Source organism: Bradyrhizobium sp. 1200_D9_N1_1 (assembly GCF_052075915.1).
GTDB lineage: Bacteria > Pseudomonadota > Alphaproteobacteria > Rhizobiales > Xanthobacteraceae > Bradyrhizobium > Bradyrhizobium diazoefficiens.
Map to the genome: position 1 here is coordinate 7,755,607 of NZ_CP197226.1, position 18,742 is coordinate 7,774,348.

18 protein-coding genes and 2 pseudogenes are annotated in these 18,742 nt (G+C 56.9%); 5 read left to right on the forward strand and 15 right to left on the reverse strand.

All coding sequences use genetic code 11. The features are described from left to right. Positions 1-23 precede the first annotated feature (23 nt). The 3 genes from AB5K84_RS36875 to AB5K84_RS36885 are packed head-to-tail and all read right to left on the reverse strand — an operon-like array spanning position 24 to position 3,389. The gene (locus tag AB5K84_RS36875) at positions 24-803 is read right to left on the reverse strand and encodes a phytanoyl-CoA dioxygenase family protein (protein ID WP_011084927.1); all 780 of its coding nucleotides are present in this window, start codon (positions 801-803) and stop codon (positions 24-26) included. Continuing rightward, positions 769-2,073, reverse strand: coding sequence for an MFS transporter (locus tag AB5K84_RS36880; protein WP_011084926.1), 1,305 nt, complete (start codon positions 2,071-2,073; stop codon positions 769-771). The genes AB5K84_RS36875 and AB5K84_RS36880 overlap by 35 nt, the downstream gene beginning before the upstream one ends. Next, complete coding sequence (locus tag AB5K84_RS36885) at positions 2,070-3,389, reverse strand: lysine N(6)-hydroxylase/L-ornithine N(5)-oxygenase family protein (protein ID WP_202801489.1); 1,320 nt, start codon at positions 3,387-3,389, stop codon at positions 2,070-2,072. Before AB5K84_RS36885 ends, AB5K84_RS36880 begins: the two co-directional genes overlap by 4 nt. A 352-nt stretch (positions 3,390-3,741) precedes the next feature. Here AB5K84_RS36885 and AB5K84_RS36890 point away from each other — a divergent pair, with 352 nt between their 5' ends. Then, positions 3,742-3,945, forward strand: a complete 204-nt coding sequence (locus AB5K84_RS36890) for a hypothetical protein (protein ID WP_014497739.1) — start codon at positions 3,742-3,744, stop codon at positions 3,943-3,945. On the opposite strand, the pseudogene AB5K84_RS36895 reads toward AB5K84_RS36890, so the two are convergent. Next, a pseudogene (locus tag AB5K84_RS36895) lies at positions 3,933-4,892 on the reverse strand (type IV secretory system conjugative DNA transfer family protein); the annotation flags it as partial. The gene AB5K84_RS36890 and the pseudogene AB5K84_RS36895 sit on opposite strands and share 13 nt — an antisense overlap. A gap of 222 nt (positions 4,893-5,114) precedes the next feature. On the opposite strand from AB5K84_RS36895, the gene AB5K84_RS36900 reads away from it, so the two are divergent. Further along, positions 5,115-5,618, forward strand: a complete 504-nt coding sequence (locus tag AB5K84_RS36900) for a hypothetical protein (protein ID WP_162494059.1) — start codon at positions 5,115-5,117, stop codon at positions 5,616-5,618. A 235-nt stretch (positions 5,619-5,853) separates the two neighbouring features. Here the strand turns inward: AB5K84_RS36900 and AB5K84_RS36905 are convergent, their stop codons facing one another. Then, positions 5,854-6,138, reverse strand: coding sequence for a hypothetical protein (locus AB5K84_RS36905; protein WP_011084921.1), 285 nt, complete (start codon positions 6,136-6,138; stop codon positions 5,854-5,856). Positions 6,139-6,999: 861 nt separating this feature from the next. Here AB5K84_RS36905 and AB5K84_RS36910 point away from each other — a divergent pair. Further along, a complete protein-coding gene (locus AB5K84_RS36910; protein WP_011084919.1) occupies positions 7,000-7,917 on the forward strand; it encodes a TauD/TfdA dioxygenase family protein in 918 nt (305 codons plus the stop codon). 909 nt (positions 7,918-8,826) lie between these two features. Here AB5K84_RS36910 and AB5K84_RS36915 read toward each other — a convergent pair. From AB5K84_RS36915 to AB5K84_RS36930, 4 genes and pseudogenes are all read right to left on the reverse strand, one after another. After that, a complete protein-coding gene (locus tag AB5K84_RS36915; protein WP_011084918.1) occupies positions 8,827-9,609 on the reverse strand; it encodes a hypothetical protein in 783 nt (260 codons plus the stop codon). Next, the gene (locus tag AB5K84_RS36920) at positions 9,606-10,193 is read right to left on the reverse strand and encodes a S1 family peptidase (protein ID WP_011084917.1); all 588 of its coding nucleotides are present in this window, start codon (positions 10,191-10,193) and stop codon (positions 9,606-9,608) included. Before AB5K84_RS36920 ends, AB5K84_RS36915 begins: the two co-directional genes overlap by 4 nt. A 145-nt stretch (positions 10,194-10,338) precedes the next feature. Continuing rightward, positions 10,339-10,485: pseudogene (locus AB5K84_RS36925) on the reverse strand (M12 family metallopeptidase); the annotation flags it as partial. Positions 10,486-10,688: 203 nt separating this feature from the next. Beyond that, positions 10,689-11,207: a hypothetical protein gene (locus tag AB5K84_RS36930; RefSeq protein ID WP_011084916.1), complete on the reverse strand. Its 519-nt coding sequence runs from the start codon at positions 11,205-11,207 to the stop codon at positions 10,689-10,691. Between the two features lie 1,256 nt (positions 11,208-12,463). Between AB5K84_RS36930 and AB5K84_RS36935 the strand changes: the two genes are divergently transcribed. Next, entirely contained in the window at positions 12,464-12,670 is a 207-nt protein-coding gene (locus AB5K84_RS36935) for a cold-shock protein (protein WP_011084914.1), read from the forward strand. Between the two features lie 294 nt (positions 12,671-12,964). On the opposite strand, the gene AB5K84_RS36940 is transcribed toward AB5K84_RS36935, so the two are convergent. The 3 genes from AB5K84_RS36940 to AB5K84_RS36950 form a co-directional block, all read right to left on the reverse strand. After that, the gene (locus AB5K84_RS36940) at positions 12,965-13,495 is read right to left on the reverse strand and encodes a gamma-glutamylcyclotransferase (RefSeq protein WP_011084913.1); all 531 of its coding nucleotides are present in this window, start codon (positions 13,493-13,495) and stop codon (positions 12,965-12,967) included. A 58-nt stretch (positions 13,496-13,553) separates the two neighbouring features. Continuing rightward, positions 13,554-14,314, reverse strand: a protein-coding gene (locus AB5K84_RS36945; protein WP_110115815.1) for an IS5-like element ISBj2 family transposase whose coding sequence is annotated in 2 segments (ribosomal slippage) — positions 13,554-13,975 and positions 13,975-14,314 — 762 coding nt in all. Because the reading frame shifts where the segments join, the coding sequence is not laid out codon by codon here. Between the two features lie 62 nt (positions 14,315-14,376). Further along, on the reverse strand, positions 14,377-14,733 hold the full coding sequence (locus AB5K84_RS36950; protein WP_223153695.1) for a hypothetical protein: 357 nt from the start codon (positions 14,731-14,733) through the stop codon (positions 14,377-14,379). A 567-nt stretch (positions 14,734-15,300) separates the two neighbouring features. Between AB5K84_RS36950 and AB5K84_RS36955 the strand changes: the two genes are divergently transcribed. Further along, a protein-coding gene (locus AB5K84_RS36955) for an IS3-like element ISRj2 family transposase (RefSeq protein ID WP_085967575.1) occupies positions 15,301-16,430 on the forward strand; the annotation gives its coding sequence in 2 pieces (ribosomal slippage) (positions 15,301-15,553 and positions 15,553-16,430; 1,131 coding nt in all). Between the two features lie 264 nt (positions 16,431-16,694). Here the strand turns inward: AB5K84_RS36955 and AB5K84_RS36960 are convergent. From AB5K84_RS36960 to AB5K84_RS36970, 3 genes are read right to left on the reverse strand one after another with little or no spacing between them, the layout of a single operon-like run. After that, positions 16,695-17,819, reverse strand: coding sequence for a DUF3800 domain-containing protein (locus AB5K84_RS36960; protein ID WP_011084910.1), 1,125 nt, complete (start codon positions 17,817-17,819; stop codon positions 16,695-16,697). A 12-nt stretch (positions 17,820-17,831) separates the two neighbouring features. Continuing rightward, on the reverse strand, positions 17,832-18,152 hold the full coding sequence (locus tag AB5K84_RS36965) for a helix-turn-helix domain-containing protein (protein WP_011084909.1): 321 nt from the start codon (positions 18,150-18,152) through the stop codon (positions 17,832-17,834). Beyond that, positions 18,149-18,523: a type II toxin-antitoxin system RelE/ParE family toxin gene (locus AB5K84_RS36970; RefSeq protein ID WP_014497752.1), complete on the reverse strand. Its 375-nt coding sequence runs from the start codon at positions 18,521-18,523 to the stop codon at positions 18,149-18,151. Before AB5K84_RS36970 ends, AB5K84_RS36965 begins: the two co-directional genes overlap by 4 nt. Positions 18,524-18,742 lie beyond the last annotated feature (219 nt).

Here is an 18,742-nt window from a genome sequence, read left to right on the forward strand (position 1 = left end):
TTGGTCTTCCTCAGACGTGGCTATCAGTTGCGATAGAATATGCCATTGGGACGCTTTAGGTTCTCAAGATCTGCCACAGCTTCTTCTGGTGGGTTGTACGCACGCTTCATGCGGTTGTATTCGGTGCGTGTTGGCCCCTCAGTGGATGCGCGCTGGAACACCAAGTGAATCGCACGACGCGACCGATCGCTCTTGTTTGGCAAGGAGTAATGGGGCGCATAATCGTCAAAAATGAAAACATCCCCAGCTTTCAATCGCACCGGCTCCCATGCGAAGGCCTCGGCGATCTCCGGGTGAATCACGCCACCCGCATCCATCGGAAACATTCCTTCCTTATGGCGAGCTGGCGTGAAGAAGAGCCCACCGTTGCCCGGGCCGGAGTCGTCCACGGCGATGGATGCAATTGCGTGCACCATGCGTTCGGGTATCTTGTGCGGGACATGATAGATGTCCTGATGAGGGCGGTACCCGCCGCTGTCCGGATACTTGAAGATCAGAAGTTCCTTCAACATCCGTGTCTTCTCATTCAAGAGTGTCTCGACCGCTATACGAATGCGGCCATCGGCCAGGAGCGCGTCCCGTAGAGGGGCATGGTAGTCTAAGAAGTTCTCGGCCTTGGAAATAATTTTTCTGCTGTCACTCGTCTTCTCGAACCACAACATCCACTTGTCGGAGCTTACATCCCAACGTGCAACTTCCTCAACGTAACGAGAAATCTTGTCGCGCTTGGCTGGATCGAAGAACTTCTCCAATCGAAGGTATCCATCCTTATTCCATTTCGATTGTTGCGCCTCGGTCAGCATGTGTGAGCTCCTTCCTAAAATGAGACGGATCAGATGTGCTTTGGCCGAGGCGGGTTGCTAGCACCGCATTAAGAGCGGTCGCGCTCAATAGGCTAAGCAACATCACGTCAGGGCCGAATCCACGGACCAACTGCCCTCCGACCATAGGAAAGCCGAAGAGCCCGAGAAAGTATGCGAGGGTAAATATCTGCGATGTAGTGGGCACGGAGACGCCGTGCTCACCGGCGAGATTGACGGCTATCGTATTCAAGGTTGAATAACTTAACCCATAGCCGGCGGCAAAGAGGACAGAGGCCGCAATATAGAGTGATGTGCTGCCATCGTTGAAAAGGAACAGCACCAGAGACGCAGCGGTCAGTAGGATGAGCGTGAGTGCCAGTCGGCGTAACGGCAGGCTGCCCATGAGGTGAGCGACAGAGAAGCGTAGTATCACGCTCGTAGCAGTGAAAAAGAGAAAGAACAGATCGGAATTCAGGTGACGTGAGGCGGAATACGCGCTCTGATATGTGGACAGCCCCGCGAACACGCAGCCTGAAATCGCAATCATGGCGATGGGGAGTGCTGTGCACTTCTGAAGGAGTGTCGTAGTCGCGGCCAGAGTAATTGCGATATCTGGCATAGCCAGTGCCGATAGCCTCGACGTCGCGTGTCTTGTAAGGTCTACGCAGGCGGCGGCGATCACGCACGCAATCGCAAGCACCGCATAAATCGTGGCCAGCGAACCAGTGTATTTTGCGAGCAAGTGACCAAGTGGAGCTGCCAGGCCGAGCCCAGCCATTTGTGATCCGGATAAGACCGTCAAATACTGAATACGTGCTGAGGGCCGTAGATGGCGGATGATCTGCAGCGGTGCCAAAATGAAGAACACTGACCAGGCAGCGCCCACCAGCAAGCCTCCACCGTACGCAGCTCGCGTATCGAGGGCAGCGCCGGCAAAGGCAAGCATGGCTAACGCCATAAACAAGGATGCGACAGTCAACGTGGGCAATAGGCCTATCCGCTTTGCCAGCCACCCTGCCAAGCAACAGGAAACGAGAGTGGTAGCCATGCCGCTGGAAATGATAAGACCAGCGGCTTGACCATCCGTTTCGAGCGCATGCATGTAGTCCGGCAATAGAAAGCTAGTGCCGTAAGCTGCTGCAATGACAATGGAGGCAATCAAAAATGGTACAAAGGCGCGGTAGTCGAGCGTGCCTGAAAGCTGATCGGCGGGGTTGGCCGTTCCATCCGCAATCCGGCCCCGCAGCGGTGAGGTCGAGCCGCCGTTCATGTGCCACCCGATACCTGTCGGGTCGATCGCATCGCCACCACACCGGCGTCTCGTTCAGACGCGTCCGAAGTTGCGTAAACCTGAATCATCTGCCTACCGGATGTATTCAAATAGAACGGTCGGCCGAGGAGGCTATTGATAATTTGGCTGTTACGGTACGCGACCAAAGATAGATTGGCGCTCTGCAATCCGTGCTGCACGCGGCTTTGATTTTGTAGATATATTGGTCCTGGCACGGGCCGACCGAAGCGGACTGCATAGTCCGGGCCAAGTACTGGCAGGCCATCTTCCATACATGCTCCCTCGAGCAGGGCCTCCAAGAAGGGCGGCGTACGCGGCTGGAAACCAGTAGCAAGCACTATACGATCGACTAGAATGCAGCTATTTCGCTGCGTTGCGATCTCATCTAGATCTACTCGCCAACCCATTTTGTGGGAGGTGATGCCTTTCACGACTACGCTGGGCAACACACGAAAACGGTCGGACAGCGTGCCATCCACGCTGCGTTCGTACAGCATTTCATATAAGCGGTTGCACAAGTCGACGGAAATGCCATCGCTCGTAAGCATCTCGCCCTCGACTATATCGCGGCGTTGCTGAAGCGGTAGAGCGTGAAAGCGACGGCTATACGCGGGCGTATAAGCTTCATTCACGAAGCTGTTGTCGTCGATGGCAAAAAAGTTCGAACGCGACGTTGACCACGTGATCTGGGTGGATACAGAACGAGTAAGAATGTCCTCGGTAATCTCAGCGCCACTCTGACCGCCTCCCACAACGAGCACATGCTCGGCTGCTTGCGGTAGCGGCCGCTCGAGATAGTCAGCTGCATGGTAGAGAGTGCCACATAGCAAAGATCTGGCACAGGCGGGGATTTTGGGCTCTACGCCAACACCAACAACAACAGCGCGCGCTAAGTATGTGGTTGTATTCGTGCTGATGCGGTAGCCGTCCCTAAAGGGAATAACATCATTGACGACCTCGGAAAAGCGCAGCGTCTTGAGTCGCCCTGCGACCCACCGGTAGTACTCAATAAACTCCTGCCGCGATGTTGAAGCATTGCGCTTGTTGACAAAGCTGTAGAGCCGACCATGCAGCGCCAAATAGTTGAGGAATGAATATGGACTAGTAGGATCGACCAGGGTCACGCAATCCTTAAGCGGCGACACCTGTAGGCGGCTGTTCGGCAGCGCAAGGCCCGGATGCCAGACAAGTGCGTCTCGCTTCTCCAGGAAAAGTGCGCGGAGCGGAGTAGGTTCAATAAGCGCTGCAAGACTGAGGTTAAATGGGCCGATCCCAATTCCGATGACATCCAGCATTTCCACAGAAGCCTCCTTGAACTCGTGTAAGTTCTTGTCGTTGGCGCTCGCGTAAATTCTGTCCGGGTCTGGGTACGTCGATTGATTACTGAAGCACGTTTGTGTGACTTGGGATGGGGCAGCGGCTTGGCCTGTAGCCGCGGCAGTGGTCCGTCTGCTCAATAGCAACCGCCGTGCCACCCACAAAATCTCGACTGCGCCTTGTTGGACGAGAAGAACATGCCCACCTACGGCATTTCGTGCGGAATCGCCCCGGCAGCTCTTGTCGGATTTACGACATTGCGGCGGCAATCGGACATACACATGCGGAATTCGGAGCGCGCGGATCCATGGCTGAAAACCAACACCGTGAGTGCTCGTCTACGCCGACGTCGTCTTGATGAACCTTCAGTATGCACCTGCGTTGCTCCAAAAAGGCGAGACGCCGGCGGCCGCCCCGCAAGAGATGCTTCGCATTTTTGAGACCATTACCTCCGAGCATGATGTCGGGTTGTTCCGCCGTTTCGAAATTATGCGCTACCGGCATGTCAAGCGCGGTATCCCGATTCGGACGTGACAGTTGTCGAGGATCGAGTGTTGGGCCCATATGCCTTCTCGATCTGGTCCAGCGACTGAGCGATCAGGAAACTCTTGATGCCGTAGCCGGCCATGAACGCCAGCGCGGACTGGAAGAAATCGAGCCGCCGAGCGCCGGGAATTCGTCAAGCATCAGGAGAAAGCGGCGTCGGCCGGCCTTGGCCTGCAGATCTTCCGTCAAGCGGCGGCCGAGCTGATTGAGAATCAGACGGATGAGTGGCTTGGTGCGGTTGATGTCCGAGGGCGGCACGACAAGGTAAAGCGTGGTTGGCCGATCCCCGCCGACGATGTCGATAATCCGCCAGTCGCGGCGCCGTGTCACCTCCGTCACGACGGGGTCTCGGTGGAGGCCCAGGAACGACATCGCGATACTCAGGACGCCCAGCGTTCGTTACCGCATTTGTTCAGCAGCTGGCGGGCAGCGGAAGCGACGACGGGATGGACGCCGCCTTCGCTGAGATGCGCCGTTCGCATCATCGCGGCGAACGTCGTCTCGATCGGCCGCTTCGGATCGGACAGGAAGGCTGCGACGCCGGCGTGGGTTTTGTTTCCTCGGGATAGAGGACGTGGAGGATGGCACCAACCAGGAGGGCGTGGCTGGTCTTCTCCCAGTAGTTCGGCTCCTCCAGGCTACCCTCCTGGTCGACCAGGATGTCGGCGATGTTCTGGACGTCGCGCACCTCCCACTCGCCGCGGCGGACCTCGAGCAACGGGTTATAGGCCGACGATTTTGCATTGGTCGGATCGAAGAGAAGGACGCGACCGCGCTGGCTACGGAAGCCAGCGGTGAGCTGTCAGTTCTCGTCCTTGACGAACGATCGCCGAGCCCGGCCAGGTCGGGAGCGAAGGGATAACGAGGCCGACACCCTTGCCCGATCTCGTGGGAACGAAGAACAGGACATACTCCCGCCCATCATGGCGAAGATATCTAACGATGCACGCGATTGCGGATCCCCAGCGCGAGCTTTTCTACGTCAAATTTCTGCGATGAAGTAGGGCAGCATGATGGGCAGCGCTTCCGCGCGCCGGTAACGCCCTATGTTCGATCGGGATATCTCCTCCAGGTCGTGACGAGCTCTTCGTCGGGCGGCATCGGCGACGCCGGTGATGATATCGGCGAGCAGATCCGGATCTTGCGGAGCGAAGTGCGTGCCCCCTTCCGCGACAAGCAACGCGAGCCAGCCCCATTGCATCTTTAAGCAAGCCACGCAGGACAAGGTGCGCCCGGAAGGCGACGGCCTCGCGGACCCCGACGGCTTTACCTGCCTCTGCGCCAGTTTCTTCATCTGGGCGAGCGGCTTCACGCGGGATGGCGATGTCATCGGCGTGCACATGTCAACCTTTGCGAATGACGGCGCCTCGCGCATGTCGGCGCGCGAACTTCAAAGGCAGACAGACATGGACCTTCGCAAGTTCGACGGCTTCCTTGCCCGGATGGGCATGCCCTCGCCGATCCGTGCGCAGACCTGGGCGACGCCGCCCGAGGAGATGTTCGGCCTGACCCCCGCGGAGATCGCCACCATGACGCGGGAGACCGCCTTCGCTCGCATGCGGGAAGCGAATTGTCGATCCGGCGCGGCCCGTTGGCGCGCTGGGAGCCGCTCTCCCCTTCCAACGATGCCTCACGATCGCCATGCGATCAGCCAACGCTGATGACGATGATGCGCCTCGGCGCGGCGCGCTATCTTGGGAAACTCGACAGTTAGATCGGTTCCCTCGGCACATGACTGGTCGCCGTCGATGCGGCAGCAGCGGACTGAAGGACGGCTTACGCCCTACTGTCCGAGGGGTTTGGACGCTCACAATCAATATCGCGAGTAAGCTAGGTCACATTGTCCGCGTACGGAAAGAACACTACCGATCCGGCGACACTCTGTGAGTTGGGTCTTCATCGATATTTCTGCTCGGTCTCTCTTGGATAGCGCCGGATAACATTTTGGCGTTCCTGACTACGTCTGCGAAAAATCTTCGTAGATATCGAGTTCTTCATTGATTTTGCCCCGAGCTTGCGGCCGGCCTCGTCGAGGTAGAGCTGATTGATCAGGCCGCCGTTGTGGATCAGAAACTCACGCGAAGCCTTCATTTCAACGTCGGTCGCGACAAGATCGGGCTTGAGCTGGATCGAAAGCACTTCCGCCGTCTTCGCCAGATACTCGGATGGATTACCGAACATCAGATCCTGGCACCGCAGGGCGATATAGGCTTCTTCTCCAAATAGCGGTACAGCGCCAAGGCGTCTTCTTCGACGACGCCAATGTGGCCGCGGAGAAGCACTTGCTCGAAAACCATTTCCACAACCAGCTCAGGGCCAGGCTACTTGGCTGCGAGGCGATCACCCAGCTCGTGCGCAGACCGCCATTGCCCCGCGCGAATACCTCAACAGCAAGGGCGAGCTTTCCCGCAAGATGCAGGATGACGCACCGTCGCGTGGAATCTCACGACTGGTGTCTATTACAAAGCGGGCGAGAAGCCGTGGTCTCTTGCCGACATCCGGGATGGCGTCTGCTACACAGGCCTCGTCTTCAAGCGTACAAACAACCCGGTCGAAGCGAAGGAGGCGTGCTGTGGCGCGCAGATGTTCCCTCATACCGGCGAAGGCATCGAACGCCGCGGCTGCGAAGACCGCCCCCGTCAATGGCCCGAACCTCGGCCGGCGTTCTCCGGACGCTGCCGTTCTATCGACGTTTTGCGGCGAGGAACGGGCAGCTCTTAGGGGACCTCTTATCGCTTCGGTGTCAGTGGCCGTGCATTCGAACAGATTCCTATTCATCGGGCAGCGGACGCAAGAGCAAACGCTCAGCGAAATACAACGCTTTCGCCGCGGTCAACTACCACTGCTAGCAATTGATCGAACTAGGGATTTGTTCAATATTCGATGAAGCGGATGCTGCGGTAACCTTTTCGAAGTCGCGTGAGTTCAACGGGAGCCACTCGCTACCCATAGATGATGACGGATCCAGCTAGCGGTCGCCGCTCGCGCTGGTCTGCCTGGTCGAGCGGATAGTGTGGCCTAGGGGCTACGCAAGATGGGACCATGACTGCAATGATCTTGTCGGACAATGTCATTCCTCGCGCCGATGTCATTAAACGCGCAGTGCGCATCGGCGCAGAAATCCGAAATGTCAAACTGTCAGGCGATTTACCGGAGCAGACGATTGCCTCGATCAATGGGCTGCTTTTGGAGCACAAGGTCATCTTCTTTCGCGGCCAGCTCCACCTCGATGATGCGGAGCAGGAGAGCTTTGCCATTCGTTTCGGAGAGTTGACACCTCATCCAACGCTCGGTGCGATCAAGGGAACAGCGTCGATCATCGAGCTTGATTCCACCCGTGCAGGTAGCCGGGCGGATCTCTGGCACACTGATGGAACCTTCGTCGATGCCTACCCTAAGATCGCCGTGCTGCGAGGCATTGTGATGCCACCTTTCGGTGGCGATACGGTCTGGTCAAACACCGCCTCGGCCTACCTCGACCTAGCGCCGCCGCTCCAAGGGCTTGCAGACAGGCTATGGGCCGTTCACAGTAATGCCTTTGACTACGCAATACTTGCCCGCGTCAGCGAGCTCGACAAGAAGCACTTGGACGAAGTCTTCACTAAAACAATCTATCGGACTGAGCATCCCGTTGTGCGCGTGCACCCGGAGACTGGCGAACGCACGCTCGTGCTCGGCGCTCTGGTGCAAAACTTCGTTGGCCTGCCGAAATACGATGGCCAGAAGCTGTTCGATTTGTTTCAGTCTCATATCACTGCGCTCGAAAACACTGTGCGTTGGAGTTGGAGGGATGGTGATGTAGCGATCTGGGACAATCGCGCTACACAACATTATGCAGTGAATGACTACGGCGACCAACATCGCCTCGTTCATCGCGCAACCGTCGCCGGTGAGGTGCCAGTCAGCATCGATGGTCGGAGTAGCGTAACGCGCATAACGGGCGACCACCAAGCTGTCTAGATAAGCGACAACATTGACTACGACACGCACAATGGAAACTCTGCGGTTGTGCGCTCAATCGCTCTCTGCAATATTCGGCAGCTAGGTTCCCGTCGCAGTCAAAATATGAACCCGATGCGGCGCCTCTCAACTTGAAAAGCAACAACTGTTCTTCACAGGCCGCAAGAGGTTCAGCAGCTGCTCGTAGCGGTACAATAATCATTAGAGCGGCCGGGGAGTGTTCTCGTCGGCAGATGCTGAGTCTCGATCGGCCACATGGCCGGGGGCCTTTCCAGGAATGCTCCGCTCGTACGTTTTTGAGCAATCCCATACGATCTGTCCTTTCTTGGGGTAATGGCCGCGACATTATAGCTGGTTAGCACCGCGCTTTATCGTGCCTTACAACGCTAAGGAAGTTGGGATGCAATATGGATCTGCCTGCACCAGCATGCGTGAGGGATCTACCGTCTCGCCATCCGCAACAGTTTACTCTTACACCGATCGGTTCCTCCTCATGAACGCGGCTGGCGCACTTTCCCGCGCATCCTCAAAGCCGCAGCCCAAGGTCTCAGCGCCCAGTGACCACCCATCGTCTCGGAAGAGTTCTGGCGCAGACGCGCCTGCTTCCCTCGGCTCGGTCGGAGGAACGTCTAGCTGGTTATTGCCCGTTACGACCGTATCTGAGAGAGGCGGCTCAATTTATCGAAGATGAGGTCATCCACCTCTACAAGCACCACAGTGGCCGCCTCGCGTCTTATGGCGGTCCGCAAATGGCGTGCAGTGTTAAGCGTGAATTGCGGTTCCTCGATCAATAAGACTGACTTGTTGACCACAACGTCGGACCCGGTAGTGCTCTTGTCGGGAGGTGCCTCCTCGCTCGCCTCGCCGGCGGTGGGCCGCCACGTCCGATAACCATGATAGCGCCGAAAATCATGGTAATAGCCGGGGTCGTAGCGATAGCCATATCCCCTGAACGCGCTCACATGTTTCTGTGGTGCTTTGTGGATATGCGGCTTCGCCGGCTGCGAAGCAGGACCCTGGTGGGCGCAACCGGCCGCAAGCGCGCAGAAGAGGACAACGAGTATCGCCTGAACCTGCCGGAAAGCGGGGCCGAGCCGATGCAGCCCGTTGGAAGCGCAGGCCGGTAAGGAAAGCATGACCATCGATCGGCACCTGCGTCGCAAGGATCTGGGAAACGTTGACAGTGGCGCCGAGCCATCCGCGGTATCTGTCGACGGCAGGTCCGCTCGTGAGCTTGTAGGTGAAGCGAGCCTGCGCGCCGGTATCGTTGACCGCACAAGCGATATTGCTGGCGCCGTTTCCGGTCTCGACGTGCCACGTGCACCCTGCAATGCGATAGCCGGGCTCTGCAGGGAACGTCTCGGCATAGTCTGCAGTATGCTCTGCAAAGACGACGGGGTGGTCGTCCTTGGTTTTATCCACCGTATAGGAGCGCTCGATCTGCTTCGGTTCGTCAAGCTGTGATACCGGCACGTTCACGATAAGGCGGCGGTCTTCGGGCAGTATCGTGTGGATCGCTCCGGCAAGAATTTCGGGGATCTTCACCCCAGCGTTGGCTTGGGTCTGCACATGCGTGGAGTTCAGCTTGCTCCAGTTCTCAAAGAAGATCGTCGTGTCAACCCATTTCGTCCAGCAGACAGAGGGTTGTGGTAGGGCTGCGATCATGCTGTAGAGCGGGCTTGCGGTGATCACGGTCGCTGGAATGATGAAGTTGACACCGGAAACCTGCGCCTCGTTCCACTTGACGATGCCGCCACGCCGAACTCGTTGAATGCAGGTCCGCCGCTGTTGCCGACATTCATGATTGTGTCGGTCTGCCGTCGGCCGTTCGGGCTCGTCTGGCTGCTGATCAGACCGCTCGAAATGCTCAGATCCAGATCGAGAGGATAACCTAGCAAATAGATCGGGGCCTGCTGGTTGTCGTTGATCACAGGCATCGGGCAACGAGAGGCGCCACGGCTATTGCCGGCGGACTGCGACAGCTCCAGAAGAGCCAGGTCCCTGGCATCGTCGCGATGAACCGCAGTGACCTTGATGGGATTCGCATTGCGCGACCCGAGGCGGGCATTGACGTCGAAGCTCTTGTAGTTCTCCTCGCGTCCGATCACATGGCTGTTGGTCAGCACGAGGCTGTCGCCGATGAGCAGCCCGGAGCCGCCGCCGACTTCCTGCTTGTCGTTGTACATCACGCCAACGTACTGGACGTGAACCGTCCTGACATTGTAGCGCGCAGCAATCTGCACCGCCGCGCGATCGGCCAGCGCGGGCGCGCCCATGGATAGTAAGAGACCGAGTGTCGGGAGGGATAGAATTTCCTGACGGCGGCGATATCGAGTGGGCTGAGTTGTCCTTTCCGTTCCATGCTGGATTACAATAGTTCATTATTGAATCGAGATCGTATTGGGTGACCTTATAATCGCCGACCGAGCCGGAAGCTTTTTCGTTACGGCACGCCTCCGGCGCATCGTCGCGGTTCTGTTCATGCGTAAAACCGAGGGCATGTCCGAATTCGTGGACAGCGACAACGCGAATGCAGAACTCGCGCCGATCTCGGAGCCTTTGCTCCAATGATTGAAGCTGAAATTGAGAGTCATGCCTGACGGCTTGCGGTCGAGATACTCCACCCTCCTGTATACTGGCACCAAAACCAACCTTTGGACCCCCAGTATGGGTTGCTGGCAGTGCGTGGACGCGGGCAGACCGGGATCAGACGCACAGCCGACAAGCTTCAGGCGGAATTGGTTGAGGCGGAGATCCCCCAAGCGCTTCCGTCAATGCTGGCCAGATCCTGGCTCAGGGATCAGCGGCGCGCCGCCAACGGAAATTGGCCCTTCTGGCTTAGAGGGCTGGACCGCTCTTTTCGCCAGCTTCGAAGCTGATTGGGCTGCAGGCGGAGAAGAGACTGGCGGCGCAGACGCAGCAGCGAGTGAACTCTGCAAGGATTCGATCTTCGCGGTCAACGCTTCGATTTGGTCCGTCATCCGCTTCAAATCGGCTTGCTGCGCACCGATATTGCGATTGAGTTCTGCGATTACATCGCTCGCCCGTTGTTGCTCGGATCGAACCTCCAGCAGAGCTTCCCTAACCTCAGGTGACAAGCCATGCATCGGCGCGGGCCCAAGCACTTGCGACCTCGCCAAAATTGTCTCCATGTTAGTCCAAACACAGGCTGCCGCGGCACACAAACCAAAGAAGACCAAGAGGACGAGAATCCAAGACGAGCGCCGGGAGGATTTGTGCAAAATGCGCGGTAACTCCGAGGCGTTCGCCTCAGCAACCACATCCATCATTCTCAGCTGCCATTCCCAAATTTTGACGCCTCTCGTTCACGCAATAATGGGCATCAGTCAAGAGCTGCGGGCGAGGTACGATACTGAGCGCAAGCTCGCCGGAAGTCCCGCTATCGCTGTCGGCAATCGCCTTTCGCGTTTTTAGATCGGACTTTCGACCGAGCAGCTTACCGACCGATCATGGCTCGGGTCCGGCTGCTTAGGCCGACAGGCTAGCGGATGCAGGGCCGTGAAGCTGAAGCGGCGTCGAGATCCAGCATGAACTCGCCCATATGCGCCGCAATCCTTTGCTAAACGGGGGATAAGAGCAGGCAACGTCACCTCAGATTGTACCAGGCTCGACATCCGAATTACGATTTTGGCGAACACCTTTGGGGCATCCATTCGCGTTCGTATGGACGCGGCGACACTAGATCGAACACTCGTCCTCGAAACCTGTCTCTTTGAGAGGCGCAAACTCCGTTTTGCCAAGCTTTGGGCTGTCCATGATCAGGCCGGTTCGACGCTTGACAGCCCGACAGCCTTGCAGGAACGAGCGAGGAATAGAATCAAAGGGCCTCCCCAGCTCGACAAGGACGGTCTACATTTGCGTCCCAATCTGCCGGATCCGCATCAGCATTTGTTTTGAGGTTCTTGTTTTAAAGTGGAGCGCGGGGTCCGGCAGGTGCCGCTAAGATTTGCGGCTTTGGTGCTACCGCGTTTGGTTGGAGAAAGTGAGTTTTCAGGTCTCGATACTTAGGATTCTCGCCGGCCAACCGGAGGGCCGGGCGAGCCTTGCCGTCCTCAAGGATTACCTGGCGGTGTTCTACACCAGCGGTCCGGAGTGGACGGATCGTACGAAGCGATTGGCGGCGCAGACGCCGGATCTCAATATTTTCGGACAAGGGCTGGTTACGCGGGAACCCGGACAATGGATCATAACGGACAAAGGGCGGGCCTTTCTTGCTCTTCTGGAACAGAAGAGCGTACCTGACTCTCAGGAGCGAACGCTCGAAGGCATGGTTGAGAAACCCCTTGCAAGTAGGCTTCCCGCGCTTGCGCCGGGCCGACAAGACCACAGTGCCAGTCGCCGGCACCTCCGCCGGAAGCCGCTGAGGGCGCGCGATGGGCGTTCCAGCTAGCCCCTCCCTAAGCTCACGCCCGGCGACGATGTTGCTCCATATCGTGCCGGAGCAACATTGCATACCCCGCGCACCGGCTTGATGCCCTTCGCAAACCATACTTAGATCGCTGTTGTTTGAGATGGAGACATTGTAGTGGCAACCGGTATTGTGAAGTGGTTCAGCGCGACAAAGGGTTATGGATTTATCAAGCCCGATGATGGCGAAGCCGACGTATTCGTGCACATCAGGTCAGTCGAGAAGGCCGGATACACCTCCCTTGCTGAGGGGGCCCGGATCAGCTTCGAGCGCAAGACCGGCAGCTCCGGCAAAGTGTCCGCAGACAATCTGCGTATAGGATAGCCTTCTTTCGCGACGAGGGGAGACATGGTTCTCTAAGGACCAAGCCACCACGATTCGAGACGGATGGTAATCGACGCAAGCAATTGAGATATCGTCACTAAATCAACGTAGAAATATTTCTGTGCTAGCATTTGTGCTAAATCAGCGACTTAGACCTGCCTGAATGTGATAGATGTCACACTTTGAGGCAGCATTCTTGACGAGGCCCCAGCCGGGACGGATGGTCTGCTATCGCCTCGCTACCGAGCTCATCTGCCGGAGCTATACCCTCTCCCATACCCTCAAAGGCAAATCCTAGCCCCGGAGAGCCTGCACTGCTTGCCATAGCTCGGTAACGGCCGGATCTTCTAAACCCACATCGTGCAGGCCTTCAAAATTCCTCCTCACATAATCCAGTGCACTGCCACTAGTGCCTCGGGCCTTGAGGATCATCTCTGCCTTCTTGGCAGTGCTTATCGTCGAACCGAGCGGGTTTACTCCCTCATAGATGTATACCTTGGCGTCTACCGAGCGCCCGTCGGCCAACAGCACCTGCAGATCTGTCGGATCACACGCTTCTCTTTTTCGCAGAGCACGTAAGAGGACCGGTATTTTGTCATTGTCCGGAAACTCAAAAGCGGCTCCCTCACAGCTGGCCCCATCAAACGGCTCCAGATTCAGCGTGATGCCAGGGTTCTCTTTGGTCCCCCAGTTAACCACTGACTTCTTATTGAAGGTTCGACGATAGCCACGAAGCGTTGCGCGCTGAGACCCCACGCAGCCGAACTCGGACTGCCATCCATCAAAGGTGAGAGACCCGAAGCCAAAGACCCAGACCACGATCACGCCTCCATCTGGGCCAAGGTTTGCTCGAACAGCATACTCACCAGTCTAGGGTCCAGACTCAATTGAGCCAATATGCGACGAGAGCGGCGAGATGAACAGCGGCCAAAAAATTACGGGCGAGCTTGTCATATCGCGTGGCGATGCGCCGGAAGTCCTTGAGCCTGCAAAAGCAGCGTTCGATGACATTTCGTCCTTTGTAGGCGCGTTTGTTGAAGCGATGGATGACGACACGGTTAGATTTATTGGGGATTACGGGCTTGGCGCCGCGACGAATGATTGCGCCGCGAAGCTTGTCGCCATCATACCCTTTGTCGGCGAGGAGCACGCTCATGGGTGGCGCGAGCGCCAGGACATCGGGAGCCGCAGCGATATCGGCATCCTGGCCTGGAGTCAGATGCAGGACGACCGGCCGGCAGAGCGGATCGCTCAGCGCATGGATTTTTGTCGTGCGGCCTCCGCGCGAGCGGCCGATTGCTTGATTGTGCTCCCCCCTTTTCCGCCGGAGGCACACCGGTGAGCTTTAATCGAGGTCGAGTCGAGCGACAGTACGACGCCGTCTTCGCCAGGCTTGGCCAGCGCTTCGAAGATTGCGCACCATCGTCCTCGCTTGGCCCAGCGATTGAAGCGATTGTAGATCGTCGTGTAAGGGCCGTATTCACGTGGACAATCACGCCATCGTGCACCCGATTGCAGCATGTGAATGATGCCGCTGACGATGCGTCGGTCGTCGTCCCGATCCGGCCCCGTCAGTCCCCTCGGCAGATGCGGTTCGATACGCGCCCATTGCCTGTCGTTCAGCCAAAACAAACCAGCGCGCATTCTCTCGCCCCCGAATCAACACGTAGGCAAGAGAATCACGTGGCGCTATTTAGGTACAGACCCTAGTCCCGATAGGGCGTGCAAAGGTCGGAGGCTAGCTGATCAGACACGCCTGTAACCCGCTTCTGGATAAACTCCGGAGTGAAATCCTGAAACCTATCGCTATTCGCTCGCAGCTTAATGATCGCCTCAGGGTCAATCTTCAGAAGTTCCTCCACATAGCCCAACACCTTCACATAAGAAGGGGCGTTCACGTGCCTTGGCCCAACCAGGTTTGCAAACAGGGTGGCAATTCCCTCCTCAATGTTAAGGGCGGCGCCACCCCCGTTCGGGGTAAGGAGGTGCACTATTTCCTGAGACAGTTCGAAACGCGCTTGCTCTTCATTCGACTGACAAGTGTCGCTCAGATGAATCACCACGCATCTGCTTTCCTGCGAGTACTGCGGAAACCAAACACCAGGGCGAGGGCCTCCCACCTCAATTCCAAGGATCGTCCAGCTCCGATCACGCGTGCCGAATTGCCTCTCTGCCTGATTCAACCAATCCCCCAGTAAAGTTGTGAGGGTGTATGTCCAGCGCTTAGACTCCTCCTGCCAAGTCCTAACGAATCCAACCGTCGGCGACGTAAGCATCTATTCAGCCTCCCTTTTAGGGAACCCTACGCTAAAGCTCCGCAGCGGCCAACAGAGATACCCCTCAATCTGCGCACGCACTTGGGACGAAAGGCCGGACTTTACCCACTCGCTCAAACCGAAGCCCCACTCGTAACTCCCGATGCCTTCCTCTTCGCTTTCGCCCTTAGGATGGGAACAGGCGACACGATGGTTATCGTTTTCGATGCCCTAGTCATTGCGACATAGAGATCATTTATTTCCAATCTTTCAGGCGCAACGATGACAGAGCTGGCCCCGCAAATTCGGACAGTAGCTTGAGTGGGTTTTCTGCCTGACAGCGGCGAGGATTCTTGCTGCGAATCAGGAGCGAAGATGACGAAGAAGAGCCGCCGGACGCATTCTCCGGCATTCAAGGCGAAGGTTGCTTTGGCTGCGGTCAAAGGAGACAAGACACTGGCGGAGCTGGCGCAACTGTTTGATGTTCATCCGAACCAGATCACGATCTGGAAAAACCAGCTCCTGGAAGGCGCCGCCGGCGTGTTTGGGCATGACAAGACATCGGCCGAGACGCCGGTCGATTTGAAGGCGTTACATGCCAAGATCGGCGAGCTGGCGTTGGAAAACGATTTTTTGTCCGGCGCGCTCACCAAGGCGGGCCTGCTGAGCGCAAAGCGATGATCGACCGCGGTCATGATCTTTCTATCGTGCGCCAGGCGAAGGTCCTGAAGCTGGCTCGCAGCACGGTCTACTATGAACCTCGGCCAGTTTCGGCCGAGGACCTTGCCTTGATGCGTCGGCTCGATGAGCTGCATCTCGATTATCCCTTCGCGGGAGCGCGTATGCTGCGATCGTTGCTGCGGCGGGAGGGCGTATACGCCGGTCGCCGCCACATCGCGACGCTGATGAAGCGCATGGGGATCGAGGCGGTCTATCGTCGCCCGAACACGAGCAAGCCGGCTCCGGGTCACAAGATCTACCCGTACCTGTTGCGCGGATTGAAGATCGAGCGGCCCGACCATGCGTGGGCAATGGACATCACCTACATTCCGATGCGGCGTGGCTTCGTCTATCTCGCGGCGGTCGTCGATGTGTTCAGCCGACGGGTCCTGGCCCATCGCGTCTCGATCACAATGGAGGCGGCCTTCTGCGTCCAAGCGGTCCAGGAGGCGTTGGCGAAGCACGGCAGACCCGAGATTTTCAACACGGATCAGGGCAGCCAGTTCACCAGCCTCGAGTTCACCGATGTGCTGCTGGACGCGAAGATCGCCATCAGCATGGACGGCAAGGGCGCCTGGCGCGACAACGTGTTTGTCGAGCGGCTCTGGCGCACGGTCAAATACGAAGAAGTTTATCTCCGCGCCTACGACAGCGTGTCCGAGGCGCGAGCGTCAATTGCCAAGTATCTGGCCTTCTACAATCAGGGACGCCCTCACTCGAGCCTTGACGGGCGCACGCCCGACGAGGCTTACTTCGGCACGCAAGCTATGGTGATGGCCGCATGACCGTCGCCGACGATTTTGTCGTCGCTCTGGTCGGGCTACGCCCTCCCGACGCAACGACAAAATCGTAAAGCCCCGCGTTCAGCATAACCCGGCAGGAATCCACTTAAATCCAGCGCGGCGCTGTCCAAACAACCGGGGCCAGCTCTGACGCTATAGATCTTGCAATTGCTTCAAAGGCAAGATCACCATCTAAATACTCCCGACGTTCAGCTGAGAAGTTCGAAGTATCCCACCCTCGCGAATGCCGATTATTGATCGCCTCGTTCATGCAACGTGAGCCCCATCTGGAAAGCGAAGAAACAGATCAAGCTTATCTATGTCGTGCACACTGGCGACATGATGAAGGAACGTGACATTGGCTGCATGCGAAGCTGAGATGAGGTCCGACAAGAGTTTTGCGTTCTCCAGGCTCGTCCCGGCCAGAGCCTCTCGATCCGCAGCGACGTCCTCATGACCCGTGTTCGTAAAGTAGGTGTGCATCTTTCCTAAGACGCCCACAATAACGTCTGAGATCTGAAGCCCTAGCTCGGCTTTGGAATCCGCAAATCGGAAGTTCGCAACCGGTTTCCCCTGGCTGGTCAGAGGTGTTTCCAGCAGGCGGTCGTGGATGACCTTCTCCATGTCGAAGATGTGGGTCGAATTCTTGAAGATCGCGATACGTCCCTGGTAAAAGGTACTGAACTCATCGATGAGCAGGTTCGGGTAATAACCTTCAATGAACTCCAGACTCTCCAGCGCCCGTCCGGCCTGCAGTACACCTTTCAACATCATTGCATTGAAATGCCGGAGGACATCACTGTTACGTTCGAGAATCTCAATGAGCCTGTCGAGGAAGGGTCTCCGCCCCTCGGGTGATAACCCCGGATAGCCGAAATCGTGAAATAGCTGGATGGTTGCGGCCAGTTCGCAGCGCAGCACTGCGACGAGGTCGCTTTTCAGCAAGACGTGGTATTGCAAGAGCATCGGATTGCCAAGTTCAGGCACGATCGAATCGATGATATCTGCAACTGACCAGTAGAATGGATCCAGCTCGTGATAGTGGATCATCAACCCGTTATCGATAAGCCATCGAAGGAACGTGGTCAGCTTTCGGGAGCGAAGAACGTCAAGAAAGTTACCCTTGGCGACATGCTCCAGTTTGATTTCCGGAGCCGTCTTCTGGATACGCATCGCTTCTCGAAGCGATTGAATCTCAATCGGTCGCGGTGCTCCTTCATGCACAATGCCGCCGAGGACGAATACCTTCAGCTCAGCAACGTTCAAACGTCCATCGTCAATATACAACTTGCGGATATTGTTGGTCTCATCGTGATAAAACGTATAGACGCCGTCGGCCTTGGTCAAACCATGTAGCTGGATTTCAGCATCCCGAAGTTCGTCAATATCCATCCATTCCCACTCTTAGGCCGCAGCTCGCGAGGATGCGCGACGAACGGGCTTATGACGGATAACGACGTCCACACGATAATTAAGCCGATCTAGGCATCGAACAATCCTGTCGATCGAGAACTTCCCTACGCGGCCGGTCACTAGGGCAGATACATCAGGCTGTTTAAGGCCTAGCAGTTCGGCAGCCTTTGTCTGAGTCAACTTGCGACGTTTGATGATCGCACGAAGCTCACGAATAAGTTTGGCTTTGAGGAGTTCTTCCTCAGGATTGGCAAAGCCAAGGTCAGCGAAAATATTATCGCTGCCTGCGGTTGCTTTAATTGCCTTACTCATTTCTTGCCTCCTTTTCCGTAGTTCTCTTGGTAATGAGCCTCGGCTGCCTTCAACCGGGCCTGAATTACCAAGATGTCGTGCTTCGGAGTCTCAATCCCCTTCTTCGACTTCTTTTGGAAGGCATGAAGGACATAGATAACGCCAGCGAAGCGTACGGTGTAGACGGCACGGAACGTATCGCCATCTTCATCGTCGATGACCTCCAGTACACTCCGGCCACCAAAGCCCTTTAAGGCCTTGGCACGAGGATGCTCGTCGCCGTTTTGTGCATCATTGATCGCAAACCCCATGACGCGGCGAACCTCGTCCGGGAAAGCTCGTAGATCGTCCTTTGACGATCCGATCCAAACTACGGGCTTCTGTGTGGTCATTCGCCCTTCTCTTATAGCACTACTGCTATAATTTTGCAAGGGTTTCCTGACGGGCCTATAAATGGCGAATTTCCGCCACTGCCCGTCGACGACCTCTCCGATCCTGTCCATCAACGTCGCTAGGCGTACTTTTGATGGCCTCGATCTTGGGTTGAAGCTATGGTGATCGCCACTGGGGAGGGGGCAATATCCTCATAAATCGAACCGGAACGAATGGTC

Excerpts from the sequence above, each read along its gene's own strand:
- AB5K84_RS36875 (WP_011084927.1), bottom strand. The coding sequence starts at position 803 with ATGCTGACCGAGGCGCAACAATCGAAATGGAATAAGGATGGATACCTT.
- AB5K84_RS36880 (WP_011084926.1), bottom strand. The coding sequence starts at position 2,073 with ATGAACGGCGGCTCGACCTCACCGCTGCGGGGCCGGATTGCGGATGGA.
- AB5K84_RS36885 (WP_202801489.1), bottom strand. The coding sequence starts at position 3,389 with ATGCTGGATGTCATCGGAATTGGGATCGGCCCATTTAACCTCAGTCTT.
- AB5K84_RS36905 (WP_011084921.1), bottom strand. The coding sequence starts at position 6,138 with ATGTTCGGTAATCCATCCGAGTATCTGGCGAAGACGGCGGAAGTGCTT.
- AB5K84_RS36910 (WP_011084919.1), top strand. The coding sequence starts at position 7,000 with ATGACTGCAATGATCTTGTCGGACAATGTCATTCCTCGCGCCGATGTC.
- AB5K84_RS36920 (WP_011084917.1), bottom strand. The coding sequence starts at position 10,193 with ATGGGCGCGCCCGCGCTGGCCGATCGCGCGGCGGTGCAGATTGCTGCG.
- AB5K84_RS36930 (WP_011084916.1), bottom strand. The coding sequence starts at position 11,207 with ATGATGGATGTGGTTGCTGAGGCGAACGCCTCGGAGTTACCGCGCATT.
- AB5K84_RS36960 (WP_011084910.1), bottom strand. The coding sequence starts at position 17,819 with ATGGATATTGACGAACTTCGGGATGCTGAAATCCAGCTACATGGTTTG.
- AB5K84_RS36965 (WP_011084909.1), bottom strand. The coding sequence starts at position 18,152 with ATGAGTAAGGCAATTAAAGCAACCGCAGGCAGCGATAATATTTTCGCT.
- AB5K84_RS36970 (WP_014497752.1), bottom strand. The coding sequence starts at position 18,523 with ATGACCACACAGAAGCCCGTAGTTTGGATCGGATCGTCAAAGGACGAT.